Below are 17,732 nucleotides of genomic sequence, written 5' to 3'. Positions count from 1 at the left end.
GATACGGATCGCGGTAGATGGCACGGGTTTGAGAGTACAACACTGGCGGGCAGGGCTGGCACGCGCGATTGGCGGAGCGGGGGCGAAGACCGTACAATCGAGGGAAGCGCGGCTTTTACCCGCGAAAAAAAGGGTTAAAGGGAGAGTGTTATGTATCCAGAAATTATGGTGATTCCGATGCGCGAGGAGTTGACACGCGCTGGCTTGACGGAGGTCCGCAGTGCGGCCGAGGTGGATGCAGCCGTTGCAAAGCCGGGAACGACGATGGTGGTAGTGAACTCCATCTGCGGTTGTGCGGCTGGCAAGATGCGTCCGGGAGTTCGTCTGGCGATGCAGCACACTGCCAAGCCTGACCACGCGGTGACGGTGTTCGCAGGACAGGATCGCGAAGCAACCGAGAAGGCTCGCAGCTACTTTGGTGGACATCCGCCGACCTCGCCCGCGATTGCGATTCTGCGCGATGGCCAGTTGGTGTACCTGATGCAGCGCTCGGCGATCGAGACCTCGACCGCTCCGGCGATCGCTCAGGAGTTGCAGCGCGCATTTGATACCTACTGCGCCCCGACGACTGCCTAGTTCGCTAGTTACACAAAACAAAGAGCCGGAGACCCGCTGCTGGATACGGTCTCCGGCTTTTTTGCGTCTTTGAGCCTCAACAAAAAGCCGAATTTGCCGATGTAGGGAGAAGCCATGTCGATCTCCCGAACTCATGCTTCGTATTTCATCGATCCTCCCCCTGGACCCGTCGAAGTACGGTCCCCCCGTCCGAGCGAGTTCGAGATAGTTGGCAACAGTGCCGCGATGCGGCGTTTAAGGCTGCAAGTGCAGCGGATCGGGCCTCACTTTCGCACCGTACTGGTGAGTGGAGAGGTGGGAACAGGAAAGGAGCTAGTGGCCCATGCACTGCATGAGATGAGCCTGGGCTCCAGTGGACCGTTTGTGACATGCCATGCAGCAGCGCTTGAGGATTCACTCGCTAGTTTGAATGAGCGCGAAGGAGAGAGCGCGGCTTCTGGCGATACCTTCGATCGCCTCGTGAGAATGTCTCAGCGTGGGACACTTTTTCTCGACGGAATTAGTGAGATGCCTTTGGATTCGCAGCTTCGCCTGCTGCGGATTTTGAGACGGCATGAGCTGGCACAGAGCCACCTGGAGGGTCAGCGGCCGGACGTGCGGATGATCGCCACAACAAGCGAGAACCTGAGGATTCTGGCGTCTGCCGGTCGCTTTCGGCAGGATCTGTACCAACGGCTTGCCACGGTCGAGATCGTTGTTCCGCCACTGCGCACTCGCATGGACGATCTTCCCGAGTTGTCTAAGCGTTTTCTAGACAGATTTGCCCTGCTCTACGGCAGGACGGCACCCAAACTCTCTCATAACGCGATGGAGCGGATGCTGGGGTATCGCTGGCGCGGGAATGTACGGGAGCTGGAGAGCGTGTTGCGGAACAGCCTGCTTCAGGTTGAAGGGAGCGTGCTTGAACCGCATCACCTGCCGCCGCTTGCGGATGTAACTGTGTCCGACTCGACGACCGGAGGTGCGGGGGAGAGTGCTCGACTTCAGGATGTTGTGGATCAGCATGTGCTGAGGGTGTTGAAGGACTGTCGCGGAAATAAACTGCGAGCCGCAGAGGTGCTTGGAATCAGCCGATCGACGCTCTACCGGATGTTGGATGCAGTATCTCCAAACACCCTGCAATAGCTCGGACAGGAAAGCTGCTCGGGATGTACCAATGAATCTTCGGGCTGTCGCGATAGACTGACAGGATGGAAATAACTAGATTCTTGTTGGGTCGAGCGGGCGGGTTAGTCGTGGCTTGCTGTCTGGGTATCGCGCCGGGTGTGGCACAGAAATATCCCAAGCTGACGGCCGTAGAACCGGCGTCTCCATCGGTAGAAGCGCGAAGCAAAGCGCTGTCCGCTTTGTTGGCCGAGATATGGGAGGATCGGCTGAGGCTTTCGCCGGAGTTTGCCTCGTCGATCGGCGACAAACGCTACAACGATCAATTGACCGACTATTCGGTCAAAGCGGTCAATGCCTCGCTGGCAAAGGGGCTGGAGTACATCCAGCGATTGGGTGAGATCGATACGACCGGCTTGACCGACCAGGAGAAGCTGTCGTCTGAGCTGATGCTGCGCTCCCTGATCGACGATCAGCAAGGAGCGAAGTTCAAAGAATGGGAGATGCCAGTAAATCAGTTCAACGGCTTTCATACCGATCTTCCGCAGCTTCCGAGCAGGTTGCAGTTCGACTCCGTCAAAGACTACGACGATTACATTAAGCGGATGAAGAAGGTCCCGACTGCCTTCTCGCAGATCATGACAAACATGCAGCTGGGCGCGGATGAAGGTCGTGTGCCGCCGCAGTACCTGATGGAGAAGGTGCTGGTACAGACCCAAACTCTGGCGGATCAGAAGCCGGAGGAGAGCCCGTTTGCGCTTCCATTGAAGAAGTTTCCTAAGATCGTGAGTGCTGAGGAACAGAAGCGAATCTCGACGGAGCTGCTTGCAGCCATCTCGACCGATGTGTTGCCTTCGTACAAACGGTTTGCAGGGTTTTTGAAGGCTGAATATATACCGAAGTCGCGCAAGGAGCCTGGTGTATCGGTCATCCCGGATGGAGATGCGTACTATGCGTTCCGCATTCGGCAGAGCACGACGTTGAATAAATCGGCTGCGGAGATCCACCAGATCGGACTTGATGAAGTGAAGCGCGATGAGACCGAGATGCTGGCGATCGTGAAGAGTCTGGGCTTCTCCGATATCAAGAGCTTCAGCGCCGCACTCAAGACGAATCCAAAGGAACACCCCACATCCGCGGATGCGTTGATTGATAGCTACAAAGCGTACCTTGCGGGCATGAAGCCAAAGTTGCCTGAGCTGTTCGGACGACTGCCAAAGGCTCCGCTCGAAGTAGTGCAGATGCCGGCGTTCATAGAAAAGGACCAGGCCGCGGCGTTCTACGATAACGGCACGCCCGATGGGAGCAGGCCGGGACGAGTGGATGTGAACACTTATAACTTTGCAGAACGATCGCTGGCTCCCGTCGAGGCGGTGTCGTATCACGAAGGCGTTCCGGGGCACCATCTGCAGATCTCAATCGCGCAGGAGCTGACAGGATTGCCGGAGTTCCGCAAATTTACCTACTACACGGCGTATACCGAAGGCTGGGGACTCTATAGCGAACGCCTTGGCAAGGACATCGGCTTCTACAAAGATCCTTATAGCGACTACGGCCGGCTGGAGGCGGATATCTGGCGTGCCATACGACTGGTCGTCGACACCGGCGTTCACTCGCAGCATTGGACGCGGCAGCAGATGGTGGATTACTTCCATGAACACTCGGCCATCGATGAGACCAACATTCAGGCAGAGGTCGACCGCTATATTGCGTGGCCGGGACAGGCGCTTGGATACAAGATGGGCCAGTTAAAGATTCTGGAGCTTAGGGACAGAGCCAAAACAGAGCTGGGACCGAAGTTTGACATCCGAGCATTTCATGATCAGGTGCTGGACTCTGGTGCGCTGCCAATGGATGTGCTCGAGCGGCGCATAGACGCCTGGATCGCGGCACAGAAGAAGTAGGGTCTGATAGCCTTTGGGGATGAGTGAGAGCTATGAGGTTTCGGTTCCGCCGCCGGTGATGCCGGAGTTGCGGGTCGCGGTGCTGGGAGCAGGCAAGATGGGCGGCATTTTGCTGCAGGCCTTTCTGAAGAACAACCTGCTGGCACCGGAGCAGATCTTCGCCACCGTGCATCATGCTGAACGTGCGCAGGCCCTTTCCGCACAGTTCGGGGTCGAGGTAACGACCGACAATCTCGCTGCTGCGCAACAGGCCGATGTGATTTTGCTGGGCGTGAAGCCGATTCAGGTCCCGGCGTTGATCGAGGTGATCAAGCCTGCATTGACGCCGGAGAAGCTGGTGCTTTCATTCGCGGCTTCGGTGAAGACGCGGAGCATCGAGGATGGCGCTGGCTGCGAGTTGCCGGTGATTCGTGCGATGCCAAACACTCCCGCGATGCTGGCTGCGGGAATCACTGCACTCTGTAGCGGTCGCTTTGTTTCGGCGGAACAGATGGCCGTTGCGCAGCGGATCTTTCAGACGGTAGGCCGAACTGTTGTCGTCGATGAAAAACACATGGACGCAGTGACCGGCTTGTCGGGATCGGGGCCGGCGTTCCTTTACATCATCATCGAGGCGCTCGCTGAAGCCGGCGTGAACGTTGGGCTTCCGCGGGACATCGCGACGTTGCTGGCGGCACAGACAACGCTCGGTTCGGCTCGAATGGTGCTCGAGACGGGATACCATCCGGCGCTGTTGAAGGACGCGGTGACGACACCGGCAGGATGTACCGTCGATGGAATTCTCGAGCTCGAAGAAGGTGGCCTGCGGGTGACCTTAATCAAAGCGGTGAAGAGGGCGACCCAGCGTGCCAAAGAGTTGGCAAACGGATAGAAGTCCGGACTCGCTCGTACTGGCGCGCAGTAGAGAAACATTGCTACGGAGCTTGCGTAGAATAAGGATATGGCTGCGACTGGTGCGGTAACGGTGCCGATGAAATTGACGATGAGGCCTGAGGTGTCTCGGGCACTCGTGAGATTTGCGTGGGTCGTGGTGGCGTACAACGTGCTGGTTGTCCTATGGGGCGCGCTGGTACGCGCGACGGGCTCGGGCGCTGGCTGCGGAAATCATTGGCCGCTGTGCAACGGTCAGGTAATTCCGCTTTCTCCGCGCGTCGACACGATCATCGAGTTCACGCACCGGTGTATGACGGGTGGCTCGACGTTTCTTGTAATTGGGCTGCTGGTATGGACGTTTCGGGGGACCGTGAAGGGGCAGGCGGCGCGAACGCTGGCAGTGATTTCAATGGTGCTCCTGCTGAATGAGGCGTTTCTTGGCGCGTTGCTGGTGAAGCTGGGATACGTGACCGGCAATCAATCCGTGGGGCGGGTGGTGTTGCTGTCGGTCCATCTCAGCAATACGCTGCTGCTGTTAGCTGCGCTGACGCTGACGGCGACGCTCCTCGGTACGGGGCAAACCAGCCGGGAACTGGGCGCTCACGGTGCAAAGAAGCTCTGGGCGCTATTGGGGTTGGCGGCGACTCTGATCGTCGGAGTGAGCGGTTCGCTCGCAGCTTTGGGAGATACGCTCTTCCCTGCTTCCTCTCTGCGGGCGGCGTTTGCTCAGGACTTTGCCGCAGGTGCGCCGTGGATCCTGCGGTTGAGAGGTGTCCACCCGGCGAGTGCGGTCATAGCGGCTCTGTTCGTCTTTTGGCTGGTGGCTCAGGCGAGGCGGACCGGTGCTGGACGACTCGCAGGGCTGGTTTTGGGATCGCTCGGGTTTCAGTTTTTGTTAGGGCTAGCAGATGTCGCACTGCTGGCACCGGTGTGGATGCAGATTATGCACTTGTTGGGCGCTGATCTGTACTGGGTTGCTCTCGTTACGCTGGCAGCGGCAGTGATATGGCCAAATCACAATGCCCGTGAGACATACCACCCAATCTGAAGAGCGGGCCCTCGTCCGACAAACGTTCGTGCGGTTAGCTTGTGAGCACTTTAAAGCAGGAAACTCCTCAAGCTCGATCTCGAGACCTGAGGAGTTATCGGAAGCCAGGTTGCCACAGCGCTACTGCGGTGTGGGCTTACCTGCGATCTTGTCACCGAGCTTTTCGGTCCCGTGGACCGTGTCTTTGGCAGCGGTTTTGGTCCCATGACCAATATCTTTACCAACTGTCTTGGTGCCATCCGCGGTCTTGTCGGCAGCTGTTTTGGTGCCGCTGGCAGTTTTATGCGCTACTGTCTTGGTGCCGTCTGCCGTCTTATCGGCAGCCGTTTTGGTGCCGCTGGCGGTCTTGTGCGCTACTGTCTTGGTGCCGTCTGCTGTCTTATCGGCAGCCTTTTTCGTATCGGTGGCAACGTCCTGCGCGAGAGCGAGGCCGGCCGACATGGAAATAGTGAGCGCAGATGCCAGAAGCACGGCCTCTAACTTGCGAATTTTCATAGATTCTCCTTGGAGCTTATAAGCCCTTGTCAGATAGATTAGCGGTTGAAGAGAAGTGATGCAAAGCAGAGCGAAGATGGCTCAATTGCAAGGCGAGAGATAGGGAAACTGTCTCGTCCTTACGGTGCAGATCGGAAAGATAGAGGATTGATCTGTCTTGTGGCGAAATCATTGTTGTATAGTTGCAACGTTCGACAGTTCTCGGTCCCACCATCCTGAAAGGGTAATTCCCGTGTGGTGTACCGAAAAGATTCTGCAGCGACCGTATAAAGCTTCAATGGAGAGAGGTAGACGTTTCAGCAATTGCTTCTCCGCACGAGATAACGTTTACCCGGGGATCTGACCAATGCACGCTTCTGCAGCGATTTTGCTCCTGAACCAACAACTGACGAGATTGGCGCCCGTTGACATTCTCATCCTGGTGCTTTATTTCGCTTTGGTTGTCTTCATCGGCTTTTACGCAAAGGGCAAGGCAAATACCAGCGAAGACTTCTTCCTGGCTGGCCGCGAGATGACAGCGTGGATCGCCGGGCTGAGTTTTGTGTCGGCCAACCTCGGTTCGCTGGAGCTGATGGGATGGGCCGGCGCGGCGTATCAGTATGGCATTCTGGCGGCGCACTGGTATTGGATCGGGGCGATCCCGGCGATGCTGTTTCTCGGCATCGTGATGATGCCGTTCTACTACATCTCGAAGACCCACTCCGTGCCCGGCTACCTGCAGCTTCGGTTCGGCGAAGGGGCGCGGGCAGTATCAGCCGTCTCGTTTGCAGTGATGACCATCCTGATGAGTGGCGTCAATATGTACGCCATGGCACTCGTGATGAAGACAGTGCTTGGATGGAACATTAGCTTTAGCATCTGGGTGGGCGCAGCGACGGTTGCTTTATACGTGATGCTAGGTGGCTTGCGGTCGGCGATCATCAATGAAGTACTTCAGTTTGTGTTGATTTGGGCTGGCGCCGCAATGATTCCGATCCTCGGCCTCATCGAAGCCGGTGGATGGACAAAGCTGAAGGCACAGATCGCCGTCAACGTTGGGACAACGGACTACGGGCACATGTGGAGCACGCTGGGCAGCTTCAAAGACAACCCAATGGGAGTGCACTGGACAGGAATCGTCTTTGGGCTGGGCTTCGTGATCAGCTTCGGATATTGGACAACCGACTTTCTTGTGGTCCAGCGGGTATTGAGCGCAAATAATCTACGTTCGGCCAAACTGGCTCCAGTGATCGGCGCGGCGTTCAAAATGGCCGTGCCTTTTATCGTTATTTTGCCTGGGCTGCTGGCGCTGGCGGTGTTGAAGAACGCTGATGGCAGCATCATGCACCTGGTTCCCGAGAGCGTGGCAGCCACGACAGGACAGCATAGTTACAACGAAGTGCTGCCGTTGATGCTAATCCGTTATTGTGGCCCTGGACTGCTCGGTCTTGGCATCACTGCCCTGATCGCCGGATTCATGAGCGGCATGGCGGGAAACGTCAGCGCGTTCTCCACCGTCTGGACCTATGACCTCTACGGCGCATTCATCAACAAAAAGGCTAGCGATAAGCACTATGTCGCAATGGGACGCTGGTCGACAGTAATCGGCATGTTGGTGTCGATCGGCACCGCGTACCTCGTCATGAACGCCGCCAGCATCATGGATTACGTGCAGGCGCTGTTCAGCTTCTTTATCGCTCCGCTGTTCGGCACGGTGATCCTTGGCATGCTGTGGAAGCGTGCAACGCATATGGGAGGTTTTCTCGGCTTGCTGGCGGGAACCGTCTCTTCGGTCGGAATGTTTATCTGGGTGCAAGGAGATGCCGGCGCTCTTCGCTACATCGCCATGAGTGCGAATGCGAAGCCGATGGCCGAAAATCTCTATCGCGCGTTGTGGAGCTGGATTATCTGCGTAGTCGTCACAGTAGTAGTGAGTCTGATGACTAAACCGGTGCCAACCGCGCAACTCGCGGGACTTGTCTATGGTGTGACGCCAATCCCTGACGATGGGGCAACGACGATCTGGCAGAAGCCGATCTTCTGGGCCATCATCGTCATCGTCGTCTTCTTTATTTTGAACCTGATCTTTTGGTAGAGGTGGCAGAGTTATGGATGAGAAAGAGCGCGAGATTGAGTCGGCTGAACTGTCGATCTGGTTCTTCTGCGGCATCTTGATGTTGGCCTATGGCCTGGTGCTTGTGGTCACAGGAGTTGCAGAGTTCAACCATCCACCTGCGAACGAAGTGCTATTGCCATGGCTCGAGTCGCTACACCCTACATTGTGGTGGGGAGTGGTGCTAACCGTGTTCGGTGCTTTTTATTCAATCCGGTTTCGCCCTGGCAGGGCATAGAAATTGTTGAAGTGCCGCGGAACGAAGGTATAACCGAGGCGATGTGTGAATGGACTACTAAGACCAAGACCCCCGCGGGGGCTGAGACGGACTGAGGAGCATTATGGCAAAGCAAATGACAATGGGCGTGATTGTAGGTAACCGTGGATTTTTTCCGAGTCACCTCGCCACCAGCGGACGGCTCGAGATGATCGCAGCGCTCGAGGCCGCGGGAATCAAGCCCATTGTCCTCAAACCAGAGGAGACCGCGCACGGAGCAGTCGAGACCTATGAGGATGCGAAGAAGTGCGCGAAGTTATTCAAAAAGCACGCGGCTGAGATCGACGGAATCATCATTACGCTGCCGAACTTCGGTGAAGAGCGCGGCCTCGCCGATGCGCTGCGGCTAGCTAACCTTCAGGTACCAGTGCTGATTCAAGCGACTCCTGACCACGCCGGCAAGATGACGATTGCGTTTCGGCGCGACAGCTTCTGCGGCAAGATGTCGATCTGCAACAACCTGAAACAGTACGGCATTCCCTACTCTCTGACGAAGCTGCACACAGAGGCTCCGGACTCAAAGGAATTCAAGGCTGACCTTGAATGGTTTTCGGGCGTCTGCCGCGTCGTGCGTGGCCTGAAGAACGTGCGCTTCGGCGCAATTGGAGCGCGGCCCACGGCATTCAACACAGTTCGCTACTCAGAAAAATTGCTGGAACGCTCTGGCATCACCGTCGAAACGCTCGATCTCAGCGAAGTGATGGGGCGAATCGGACGCATGAACGATACCGACGACGCTGCGCAGACGAAGCTCGCAGCAATCAGGAAGTACATCCCGGTCGGAGAGACGCCTGACGCTGCACTGCTGAAGATGGCGAAGCTGGGCGCGGTGATCGACCAGTGGATGGCCGCCAGCGAACTCACCGTAAGTGCGGTGCAGTGCTGGACCTCGATCGAAGAGTTCCTCGGCATCGTTCCCTGCACCGTGATGAGCATGATGAGCGAGAATCTGATTCCTTCCGCCTGCGAGGTAGACGTGCTGGGCACCCTGAGTATGTATGCGTTGACGCTGGCCAGCGAAACACCCAGCGCACTACTGGACTGGAACAACAACTACGGCGACAATCCGGACAAGGCTGTATGTTTCCATTGTTCAAACCTGCCCAAGCACTTTTTCAATGAGGGAGTGAAGATGGACTTCCAGCAGATCATCGCTGGCACCGTAGGCAAAGAGAACACGCACGGCACTCTCGACGGAACGGTGAAGGCCGGAGCAATGAGCTTCGCCCGCTTTTCAACCGATGACTTCGCCGGACAGATCACCGGCTACGTTGGCGAGGGCGCCTTCACAAACGACCCGCTCCACACCTTTGGCGGAGCCGGTGTCGTTGAAATCCCGAAGATGCAGGAGTTGTTGAGATACATCTGCGAGAACGGGTTTGAACACCACGTCGCTGCCAACTTCTCAACCACCGCAGCTCACGTTTACGAAGCAGGCAACAAATATCTCGGCTGGAAGATGCACTGGCATCGCTAAAGTGTATTTGCGCCTCTAGACCGGCTTGCGGAGCTGCTGGTTTTTGATCAGCAGCTCTGCAACAAGGCGATGCAGGCGCAAATTCTCCATCTCAAGCTCGACAAGACGTTCGCTGTAGTCGACATTGGACTGGCTGTAGCGTCTTAGCGATACAGGGTCTCTGTAGCATATTCCGAGCTCTACCTCTTCTGCACTTTTGCTGGGGCTTGCGTCGAGGTCATTCATATCTGAGTCTCCGCAGACGCGGTGAAGGGACCGCGTCCACAACGCATTCCACGGCGGAACTTGTCGCGCTCGTCCGGGGTCATGTTCTCCCAACGGTCCTTCATGCGTTGCCTCCAGCGGTTACGCCCCCCACCATGGCGATGGAATCCGCCGAAGAGAATCTTGCTCAGCAGAAGCAGCCCAATTCCCTGCCAGAAGGTGATCGTGTGCCATCCAAAGATTGGTGGAATGAGGACATTCCATAGGCTTTTGACGATGAAGCCAAACACAATGACGGCGATGACAACGGAGATCGCGATTCTAATTCCCTTAAGTATCGGATGGCGTCCCATATCTAACTCCTTATTTCTTTCCAAAATTTTCGTAGATCGATTGCAGACTTTCGCGTAAATGCATTACTGCGTAGCGTTTGCGCGAGAGCAGCGTGTTGACACTTCGACCTGTCTCCGCGGATATCTCTTTGAAACTCTGGCCCATCAATTCATGGGCAACGAACACCTCACGTTGTGCCTCAGGCAACTCCTCCAAAGCCTCGTCCAGCGCATCGAGAAGAAGGCTCCGAGCGTAGGCGGCTTCCGGACCCGCGTCCGCTGAGGGAAGAAGGTCTTCCAGCGTGTCGCCCTCATCTTCTGCCGACACCGGATTGTTGAGCGAACTTGGCTTACTCCTTCGAAAAAGATCGATCATGCGATTTCGCGCCACACGATAGAGCCACGCGGTTACATGTTCTACGGGCTTCATCAGGCGATACGCCTCAAGGAGTTCGTAGAAAACATCTTGAAGTATGTCCTCGGCTTCACCTGTATCGGCTACGTGCTTACGGATAAAGCTGCGCAGTCTAGGGCGATCTCTCTCAAGTGCCTGGGAGAGGAGCTGATCTTGCTCGATAATCGTCCAGTTGCTTGGAATTTCACTCATCTACAGGTGTAGACGGATGGCCAGCGCAAATATTTTAGGGAGTGCAATATTTATTGAAATAGGGCAGTGGTGCCCTGCAAGTCGTGACAAAGACGGTTCCTACCGATATTCGCCGGTTCTTCATACTGAGGTTTCATACGAGTGCGGTAATCTTTTAGACCTCTATGACTACGAAGAAACACACTCCCGGAAGGTCTTCCAGCGCGAAAAAAGCTGCACCAAAGGTTGTTGAAAATCTGTTCTTCAGCCGAGACGAGTCATGGATGCGTTTCAACCAGCGTGTGCTGGAAGAAGCTCAGGACGAGACGAACCCGTTGCTGGAGCGGGTCAAGTTTTTGGCAATCACCGCCAGCAATCTGGACGAGTTTGTTGAGATTCGAGTCGCAGGTTTCCTGCAGCGAATCGAAGATGGTTACAATCTGGCGCAGCCGCCCGACGAAGGCGGCTTGACTCCTCAGGAACGGCTCGATGGACTGATGATCCGGATCCACGAGTTTGTGAATGCGCAGTACCGTTGCCTGAACGAGCAGCTTATGCCAGCCTTGCAGGCGCAGAAGATCCGCATACTACGCTGGAGCGAGTTAAGCGATGTGGCGCGGAGACAGGCGCTGGACTTCTATGAGAATGAGGTCGATCCCTTACTCACTCCAGTAACGATCGATCCTTCGCATCCTTTTCCCCGTGTGCTGAACAAGGCGCTTTGCATCGGCTTAATGCTGCGGCACAAGCGTCGCGGCGTTAAAGCAGCGACGTCTTTGGGCGTGGTCACGGTGCCTCGTGCGTTGCCGCGGCTGGTTTCGCTGCCAGGTACTGGCGGCAACTGCGACTTCATCCTGCTGCATGAGCTAGTCGAATCTCAGGTGGAAAGGATGTTCCGCGGATACGAGATATTGTCGCGGTCGGCTTTCCGCGTCACCCGCAACAGCAATCTCTACATGCAGGAGGAAGAGTCGCGTTCTGTACTGGAAAGTGTTCGTGCTGAGTTACATAATCGGCGCAAAGGGGATGCTGTTCGCCTGGAGATTGAGAGTTCCGCTACCGAGGAGATGATCGAGCGACTGAGGATCAACTTCGAGTTGGAGCCCGATCAGGTCTTCAAGACAAATGGCCCGGTCAACCTCTCTCGGCTCATGAACCTTTATTCGCAGGTCAAGCAGCCACTGCTGAAGTATCCGGCGTTCGTCGCAAAAGAGTTCAAGCTGAGTCCGAAGTGCACCGACATATTCGACGAGCTACGGAAACGAGATGTAATGCTTCATCATCCCTTCGACTCGTACAAAACGGTCGAGGAGTTTATCGGTGCCGGGGCGGCGGATCCGCTTGTAATTTCAATGAAGCAGACGCTCTATCGGACCAGCAACGATTCGTCGATCTTCACAGCCTTGACCGAGGCTGGACAGAGCAAGGAAGTTACCGTTGTTGTAGAACTCATGGCCCGCTTCGATGAGGACTCGAACATCCGCTGGGCGCGTGAGTTGGAAGACGCTGGTGTAGGTGTCTTTCACGGCATCTTTGGATTGAAGACGCACTGCAAGTTGTCCCTGCTGGTTCGACGCGACCCGGACGGTGTGGTGAGGCGATACGCGCACCTGGGAACTGGAAACTACAATCCTGTTACTGCGCGTTTCTATAGCGATATCAGCCTGCTGACCTCGAAACCAGACATTACCGGCGAGGTGCAGAAGGTCTTTAACTACCTCACGGCTGAGACCGAGTCAGAGTCTTACAAACCACTGATGGTCGCGCCGCTGACGCTGGCCGACGGGCTGGTTGAGCTGATCGAGAGGGAAGCGGCCCATGCGAAGGCGGGTCGTCCTGCATCCATCATTGCCAAGATGAATGGCCTTCTAGACCGGAGAACGGTCGAAGCGTTGTATCTGGCCTCGAAGGCAGGTGTTGAGATCGATCTGATCGTCCGGGGTATGTGTTCGCTGCGGCCAGGCGTGAAAGGACTGAGCGAGCGGATACGAGTGCGCAGCATTGTCGGACGATTCCTTGAACATAGTCGGATCTTCTGCTTTGCCAATGGCGGCAAGGAGGAGGTCTACTGCGGAAGCGCGGACTGGATGCCCCGTAATCTCATCGAACGATGCGAGGTGGTATTTCCTGTGACGCAGCCTGACTTGCACAAGCGGCTGCGTGAAGAGATTCTTATGGCATATCTGACAGACAACACCAAGGCACGACTGCTACAGCCTGACGGAGAATATGTGCGTGCGCCAAAGACTGGGGTTGCGTTCAGTGCTCAAAATTACCTGATGCAAGTGGCAGAAGGTAGTGTTGAGAAGGCCTCTGAATCTCCGAAACAAAAATAACCAGCTCATCGCATTTGCCCAAAACACCGACCACTACTGAACGGTGTAGTTGATGATGACAGTCTGGATGGTCGAGCCACCAGCTGCACTTACAGTGACGGCGTAGGTCCCCGGACGAAGGAGGCTTGAGTTCGGGTCGACTCCACCTCGGCCGCAGCCACTGAGGACTCCCAAAGAAGAAAACAGGAGAAGGGCCGTCAGCGCGCTCCATCGACGGTTGCGGCCAGGGCGGAAGAACAGGAACATCCCTGCCACCATGACTCCGACGCCTCGAGAGATGCCTGAGACAGCATTATATTCGGCGGCGGTCTGGCCGGCGGTAGTGGAGATTGTCAGAACGGTGGTTACCGGCTCTGAGCCAATCGGTGCGCTCGTGACCGGGGCAAAGGTGCAGACAGCTCCTGCAGGCAGCCCGCCAGTGCAAGCAAAGGTGATGGGCGAAGCAAAGCCGCCAGTGGGATTTACGGTCAGAGTAACGGCTTCAGAGTTTTTGCCTTGAGATGTGCTGGTAGATGTGGTGGATGGCGAGAGGGTAAAGCTCCCAGTTGGGTCGAAGACGTTAAGAGTGGCCGCAACCGACGTAGTTGATCTATGCGCATTGTCGCCTGAGTAAGTGACCTGTACGGCGTGTACACCGGACTGGAGCGTGTTGGTCAGCAGCGGAAGAGTGATGGTAACGCCGGTTACTGTCAGTGGCTGGCCATAAAGATTGCCATCAAGTATCAACTGTGCCGTGCCACCCGGCCTGGGCGAAGCCGGCGCGATCGTCGCAACAACGGTGACGCTGATCCCTTGGACAGCACTTGCATCGGAGAGTGCGACCGACACGGTGCTAGGTGAATTCGCAGAGCTGATACTGAAAGGAACAGGAGCGGAGACGGAGGCCTGGTAGTTTGCATCCCCGGAGTAAACTGCCGTGATGATATGCGAACCAATTCCGATCGCGAGAGATTTGCTCGACACGCTGACGGTACCGCCCGAGAGCGGGAGCTGGCTGCTTATCGCTTGGCCATCGCTGATAAAAGTGACGGTGCCAGTGGGTTGGGCGCTCCCAGATGAGACGCTTGCCGTGAAGGTGAAAGGATCTCCCGGCGCTACGGAAGGGCTCGATAGAGTGAGAGAAGTAGTGCTGGTGGCAAGTGTCGAGGCAGCAACGTAAACGCCAGCCGCTGAAGAGACCGAGGGCTGATAGTTGGCGTCGCCGGAATAACTGGCCGTGATCGAGTTGTTTCCGATTGGCAGTTGATTCGCCGGAAAAGTGAAGTTCGCAACACCAGTGTCTGTTGAAGCAGCGGGAAAGACATTTTGCGTGACTACTGAACTCCCGAGCGTTGTACTTCCGGAGGTGAAAGTTACTACGCCACTTGGCGCGGCGGCGCCGAAGCCATCTAGTCCGCTGGCAGCAAAGCCTTGCGCATTGATTTGAGCGGTGAGCGTGACGGTCGCTGCGGCGGAGACGTATCCAGAGGTAGTCTGAACAACGCTGTCCGTTTGGGCTTTGACGATCGTGACAGAGAACGAAGACGATCGGCTCGCATTGAAACTTGCGTCGCCCGAGTAGCTTGCGGAGATGACGTGCTTTCCGGGCGCAAGCGAACGGGTCTGATCTTCGGTATTCGAAGTCGAGTTAAGGCGAAAGACACCGCCATCAAGCGGGATACCTGAGTCAGTGAGGGCGATGTTGCCGGTAGCGACTCCCTGCCCTGAACTACCGGCTACAGCGACTCCAAAGACAAAGACACCGCCATACGGATACGTCAAGCCCGACGCCACTGGCGTACTAACTCCGGAGATTGCGTTGAAGAGCAGAGGCGCAAGCGTCGTAGTGCTGGCTTCTGGAGTTACCGTCAGAGTGACGGGATTTGAATCGCTGGATGCATAGGTGCCGTCACCGGCGTAGTGAGCCTGAACCGAATATGAGCCTCCAGGAAATTTGTTGAGCGACGCAGTATAGCTGCCGTCGTGTAGCGTACCGGTTTGTATGGAACCATTGGCCGATAACGCATTGATCGAAACGTCCCCCGTTGGCGCACCGGTGGTAGAGGTCACGTTGACAGTAGCAGCCACGCTGCTCCCATGCGAGATCGTTGAGGGAGAGAGCGAAAGCTTCGTCGCACTAGCCGTGAAGCTGGCGTTCGACCAGTTCTCGACGAGGTTCGCAGCGTTGACGCTGCCCAATCCTGTCGTCAGATCGTAGCCAGAGGTGCTGTTGAAGCCTGAGAGAGTGCCATAGAGATCGTTTGGATTAGTCGCGGTGCAATTCGGAGTGCCCTTAAGACAGGGCATCGCGGTCGTATCCGTAGTGATGTCGTTAAAGACGCACCCAGCAGCCGGAGTTCCGGTGATAGCGCTACAAGCCGTGCCGGCCTTGGCCTGCTGGCTAGCTAGACGATAAAGAACATAGTTGGCGTTGCCCTGACGGCTTCCCATCTTCTGATTGACCAAGGACAAAATTCCGGCGAATGCGGGGGCCGCGACTGAGGTCCCGCCATACCCTGCAAAGTCGTACGTCGGACCACCGAGACTGCAGGGCTGGCCGTCGGGATTCGTACTCTGTTGGCAGACCACATAGAAGGCCCCGAAGAAACCCGAACTGGCAAACAAAGAGACGTCGGGAGTATCGCGGACGCCGTCAGACGGAACGCCAACGCCAGTTTGCCATGATGGCTTGGCGTACCCGCCTCTGCAACTTGCGGGAGATGTGCCATTGGACTGAGTGCAGGAACTGGGGCCGCCGCCACCACCGACTACGCTGAGGAGGCCATCAACCACAGCAGTCGCGCTATTGCAAACCTGTTCGCGCGTCTCGCCGGAAAAGATGCGTGAGGTGCTGAATACACTGTTGGTGCAACTCTCATTCCAGGGAGATTCGGGGATGTAGCCTTTGGCCGAGGCTTGCGTGGCAGAGCTATTGGTGGCGCTCCAGAAGGCAGCGCCTCCCTGAGGCATATAGAAGTCAGTGCCGCCGACAGAGATGTTGTAGGGCGTGCTTCCAATACCGTTGACGGCGATTCCGCCGCTGGCGCCTATGACACCGGCATTATCGCAACCCGCCGATCCGGAGTCTCCACTTGCCAACAGTACAGTGATGCCCTGTGCAGCAGCCTGCTGCCAGAGTGTCTTGTAAAAACTGTTTCCCGAAGTACCAAGAAATAGCTCGCATTCGCCGTAGCTATAACTCATCACAGGCGCAAGATTGTTATTGACGATGTAAATCGCCGATAGGTCCGTCCCCTGCATCACCTCGGTTCCTTCAGAGACGACATAGTCGATGATCGCTCTCTTTGCAACGGCAGCAGACCACTGTGTATCGATGTCACCCTCACCCTCGTCTCCTGTCACCCCCGGGTTCGGGCCGTTGTAAATAATGTTGAGGTACTCCGTTCCCGTAGGAGTCGCGGTGTTTCCGAGAGGCAGGCTGAATAGCTTGCGGAAGTTAACAAAATCGGCTGGATTGATATCCGTCTGACCAACGATGGCGATCGTCTGACCCGTACCGTCGATCGGCGTGCTGGCGTTCCAGAGTGGAAGAACGTTATAGATCGTGGCGAAGTCGTATGGAGTTACTCCATAAGCCGCGACACCGCCATTATCGATCGTGAAGGCTGGAAGAGCTTTCCCCGATCGTTGCTCGGACAGAGGGGTCGTGCGATTGGTCGCCACATCATGACGAAAGTTACCTGCCCTGTGACTCGATGCTTTGCGTGGAAAGTTGTTGAGCGATGCAATGCCTGCGACGACCGGAGCAAGCGCAGCGGGAATCTGCGGGTCGGAGTCGTTTGCGAAATGCTGCTCTCCCTGAATCGCATAACGATGCATGCCAACACGAAAGGCACTTCGCACCATCCCTGCGGTCCCGTTGAATTCAATGAGAGTGCGTCCGGCATTGACCTGTAGATTTGAGAAGCCATGACCAGAGAGCCACGTAGTGACTGCAGAGATGTCACGATCCGACGGGCCAAACGCAGCACCGAAGCTATCGGGCGTGAGCCACTGGTGATACATCGACGAGCTCTTGTCCTGCTGCTCGTCGATAAGCTGTTGCAGCTCGGTCTCCTGGTCTGCGCTGCGTTGGAGAACCAGAACCATGCGGCGAAGCGGTGTGGCATCTGCGAGAGCGCCTTGGTCGAACTCAGCGCGCGCCAGAGGGTGGGTATTGCCGTGAAGGACCGTGCGGTGACTGTCGTCAACGGCTTGGAGAATCCGCGACCGCGGAGCGGGTAGCGGAGACTGTGCAGATGCCGGAGCAAGGGCAGCAAGCAACAAAACGACAGGGTGCAGGGACAACAACAAAACTCTTGAGAGACCAGGCATTCGTTATTTCCAAATGCTGAGAAGATCGTGAACTCCTCAGCAAAACAAGTGAAGCAATAAAGTAGGCCTGATTCTTTCCTGATCCCGAAGCCGCGTCAAGAAAGATTTGTAACC

Annotated in this window: 14 protein-coding genes; 9 read left to right on the top strand and 5 right to left on the bottom strand. The window is 56.3% G+C overall.

What is annotated here, in order from left to right; translation table 11 throughout:
• The first annotated feature begins 150 nt into the window (after positions 1 to 150).
• The 5 genes from RBB82_RS17285 to RBB82_RS17265 all read left to right on the top strand — a co-directional run bounded on the left by RBB82_RS17285 (position 151) and on the right by RBB82_RS17265 (position 5,505).
• Positions 151 to 576: a BrxA/BrxB family bacilliredoxin gene (locus RBB82_RS17285; RefSeq protein ID WP_433971993.1), complete on the top strand. Its 426-nt coding sequence runs from the start codon at positions 151 to 153 to the stop codon at positions 574 to 576.
• Between the two features lie 114 nt (positions 577 to 690).
• The gene (locus tag RBB82_RS17280; protein WP_433971992.1) at positions 691 to 1,701 is read left to right on the top strand and encodes a sigma 54-interacting transcriptional regulator; all 1,011 of its coding nucleotides are present in this window, start codon (positions 691 to 693) and stop codon (positions 1,699 to 1,701) included.
• A gap of 83 nt (positions 1,702 to 1,784) precedes the next feature.
• Positions 1,785 to 3,584, top strand: a complete 1,800-nt coding sequence (locus tag RBB82_RS17275) for a DUF885 domain-containing protein (RefSeq protein ID WP_433971991.1) — start codon at positions 1,785 to 1,787, stop codon at positions 3,582 to 3,584.
• Between the two features lie 19 nt (positions 3,585 to 3,603).
• Positions 3,604 to 4,455: a pyrroline-5-carboxylate reductase gene (proC, locus tag RBB82_RS17270; protein ID WP_433971990.1), complete on the top strand. Its 852-nt coding sequence runs from the start codon at positions 3,604 to 3,606 to the stop codon at positions 4,453 to 4,455.
• Between the two features lie 69 nt (positions 4,456 to 4,524).
• A complete protein-coding gene (locus tag RBB82_RS17265) occupies positions 4,525 to 5,505 on the top strand; it encodes a COX15/CtaA family protein (RefSeq protein ID WP_433971989.1) in 981 nt (326 codons plus the stop codon).
• A gap of 120 nt (positions 5,506 to 5,625) precedes the next feature.
• Here the strand turns inward: RBB82_RS17265 and RBB82_RS17260 are convergent, their stop codons facing one another.
• Positions 5,626 to 6,000, bottom strand: coding sequence for a hypothetical protein (locus tag RBB82_RS17260; RefSeq protein ID WP_433971988.1), 375 nt, complete (start codon positions 5,998 to 6,000; stop codon positions 5,626 to 5,628).
• Positions 6,001 to 6,346: 346 nt separating this feature from the next.
• On the opposite strand from RBB82_RS17260, the gene RBB82_RS17255 reads away from it, so the two are divergent.
• The 3 genes from RBB82_RS17255 to RBB82_RS17245 all read left to right on the top strand — a co-directional run bounded on the left by RBB82_RS17255 (position 6,347) and on the right by RBB82_RS17245 (position 9,846).
• Complete coding sequence (locus RBB82_RS17255; protein ID WP_433971987.1) at positions 6,347 to 8,074, top strand: sodium:solute symporter family protein; 1,728 nt, start codon at positions 6,347 to 6,349, stop codon at positions 8,072 to 8,074.
• Between the two features lie 13 nt (positions 8,075 to 8,087).
• Entirely contained in the window at positions 8,088 to 8,330 is a 243-nt protein-coding gene (locus RBB82_RS17250; RefSeq protein WP_433971986.1) for a hypothetical protein, read from the top strand.
• A gap of 103 nt (positions 8,331 to 8,433) precedes the next feature.
• A complete protein-coding gene (locus RBB82_RS17245; protein ID WP_433971985.1) occupies positions 8,434 to 9,846 on the top strand; it encodes an L-fucose/L-arabinose isomerase family protein in 1,413 nt (470 codons plus the stop codon).
• 15 nt (positions 9,847 to 9,861) lie between these two features.
• On the opposite strand, the gene RBB82_RS17240 is transcribed toward RBB82_RS17245, so the two are convergent.
• Genes RBB82_RS17240 through RBB82_RS17230 form a run of 3 tightly spaced genes read right to left on the bottom strand, consistent with a single transcriptional unit; the run spans position 9,862 to position 10,989 of the window.
• Positions 9,862 to 10,071 (bottom strand): hypothetical protein, encoded by a 210-nt coding sequence (locus RBB82_RS17240; RefSeq protein WP_433971984.1) that lies wholly within the window; start codon positions 10,069 to 10,071, stop codon positions 9,862 to 9,864.
• Positions 10,068 to 10,403, bottom strand: a complete 336-nt coding sequence (locus RBB82_RS17235; protein ID WP_433971983.1) for a hypothetical protein — start codon at positions 10,401 to 10,403, stop codon at positions 10,068 to 10,070. The genes RBB82_RS17240 and RBB82_RS17235 overlap by 4 nt, the downstream gene beginning before the upstream one ends.
• A gap of 10 nt (positions 10,404 to 10,413) precedes the next feature.
• Complete coding sequence (locus RBB82_RS17230; protein ID WP_433971982.1) at positions 10,414 to 10,989, bottom strand: RNA polymerase sigma factor; 576 nt, start codon at positions 10,987 to 10,989, stop codon at positions 10,414 to 10,416.
• 164 nt (positions 10,990 to 11,153) lie between these two features.
• On the opposite strand from RBB82_RS17230, the gene ppk1 reads away from it, so the two are divergent.
• Positions 11,154 to 13,304, top strand: coding sequence for a polyphosphate kinase 1 (ppk1, locus tag RBB82_RS17225; protein ID WP_433971981.1), 2,151 nt, complete (start codon positions 11,154 to 11,156; stop codon positions 13,302 to 13,304).
• A gap of 33 nt (positions 13,305 to 13,337) precedes the next feature.
• On the opposite strand, the gene RBB82_RS17220 is transcribed toward ppk1, so the two are convergent.
• Positions 13,338 to 17,618 (bottom strand): Ig-like domain repeat protein, encoded by a 4,281-nt coding sequence (locus RBB82_RS17220; RefSeq protein ID WP_433971980.1) that lies wholly within the window; start codon positions 17,616 to 17,618, stop codon positions 13,338 to 13,340.
• Between the last annotated feature and the right edge of the window lie 114 nt (positions 17,619 to 17,732).

The organism is Tunturiibacter lichenicola (assembly GCF_051013355.1).
Lineage (GTDB): Bacteria > Acidobacteriota > Terriglobia > Terriglobales > Acidobacteriaceae > Edaphobacter > Edaphobacter lichenicola_F.
Note: the sequence above shows the minus strand (reverse complement) of the source record. Positions and strands in the feature narration are given on the sequence as shown.

Bases quoted from the DNA above. Each gene is read 5' to 3' on its own strand.
- RBB82_RS17285 (WP_433971993.1), top strand. From the start codon at position 151: ATGTATCCAGAAATTATGGTGATTCCGATGCGCGAGGAGTTGACACGC.
- RBB82_RS17280 (WP_433971992.1), top strand. From the start codon at position 691: ATGTCGATCTCCCGAACTCATGCTTCGTATTTCATCGATCCTCCCCCT.
- proC (WP_433971990.1), top strand. From the start codon at position 3,604: ATGAGTGAGAGCTATGAGGTTTCGGTTCCGCCGCCGGTGATGCCGGAG.
- RBB82_RS17265 (WP_433971989.1), top strand. From the start codon at position 4,525: ATGGCTGCGACTGGTGCGGTAACGGTGCCGATGAAATTGACGATGAGG.
- RBB82_RS17260 (WP_433971988.1), bottom strand. From the start codon at position 6,000: ATGAAAATTCGCAAGTTAGAGGCCGTGCTTCTGGCATCTGCGCTCACT.
- RBB82_RS17255 (WP_433971987.1), top strand. From the start codon at position 6,347: ATGCACGCTTCTGCAGCGATTTTGCTCCTGAACCAACAACTGACGAGA.
- RBB82_RS17250 (WP_433971986.1), top strand. From the start codon at position 8,088: ATGGATGAGAAAGAGCGCGAGATTGAGTCGGCTGAACTGTCGATCTGG.
- RBB82_RS17245 (WP_433971985.1), top strand. From the start codon at position 8,434: ATGGCAAAGCAAATGACAATGGGCGTGATTGTAGGTAACCGTGGATTT.
- RBB82_RS17240 (WP_433971984.1), bottom strand. From the start codon at position 10,071: ATGAATGACCTCGACGCAAGCCCCAGCAAAAGTGCAGAAGAGGTAGAG.
- RBB82_RS17235 (WP_433971983.1), bottom strand. From the start codon at position 10,403: ATGGGACGCCATCCGATACTTAAGGGAATTAGAATCGCGATCTCCGTT.
- RBB82_RS17230 (WP_433971982.1), bottom strand. From the start codon at position 10,989: ATGAGTGAAATTCCAAGCAACTGGACGATTATCGAGCAAGATCAGCTC.
- ppk1 (WP_433971981.1), top strand. From the start codon at position 11,154: ATGACTACGAAGAAACACACTCCCGGAAGGTCTTCCAGCGCGAAAAAA.
- RBB82_RS17220 (WP_433971980.1), bottom strand. From the start codon at position 17,618: ATGCCTGGTCTCTCAAGAGTTTTGTTGTTGTCCCTGCACCCTGTCGTT.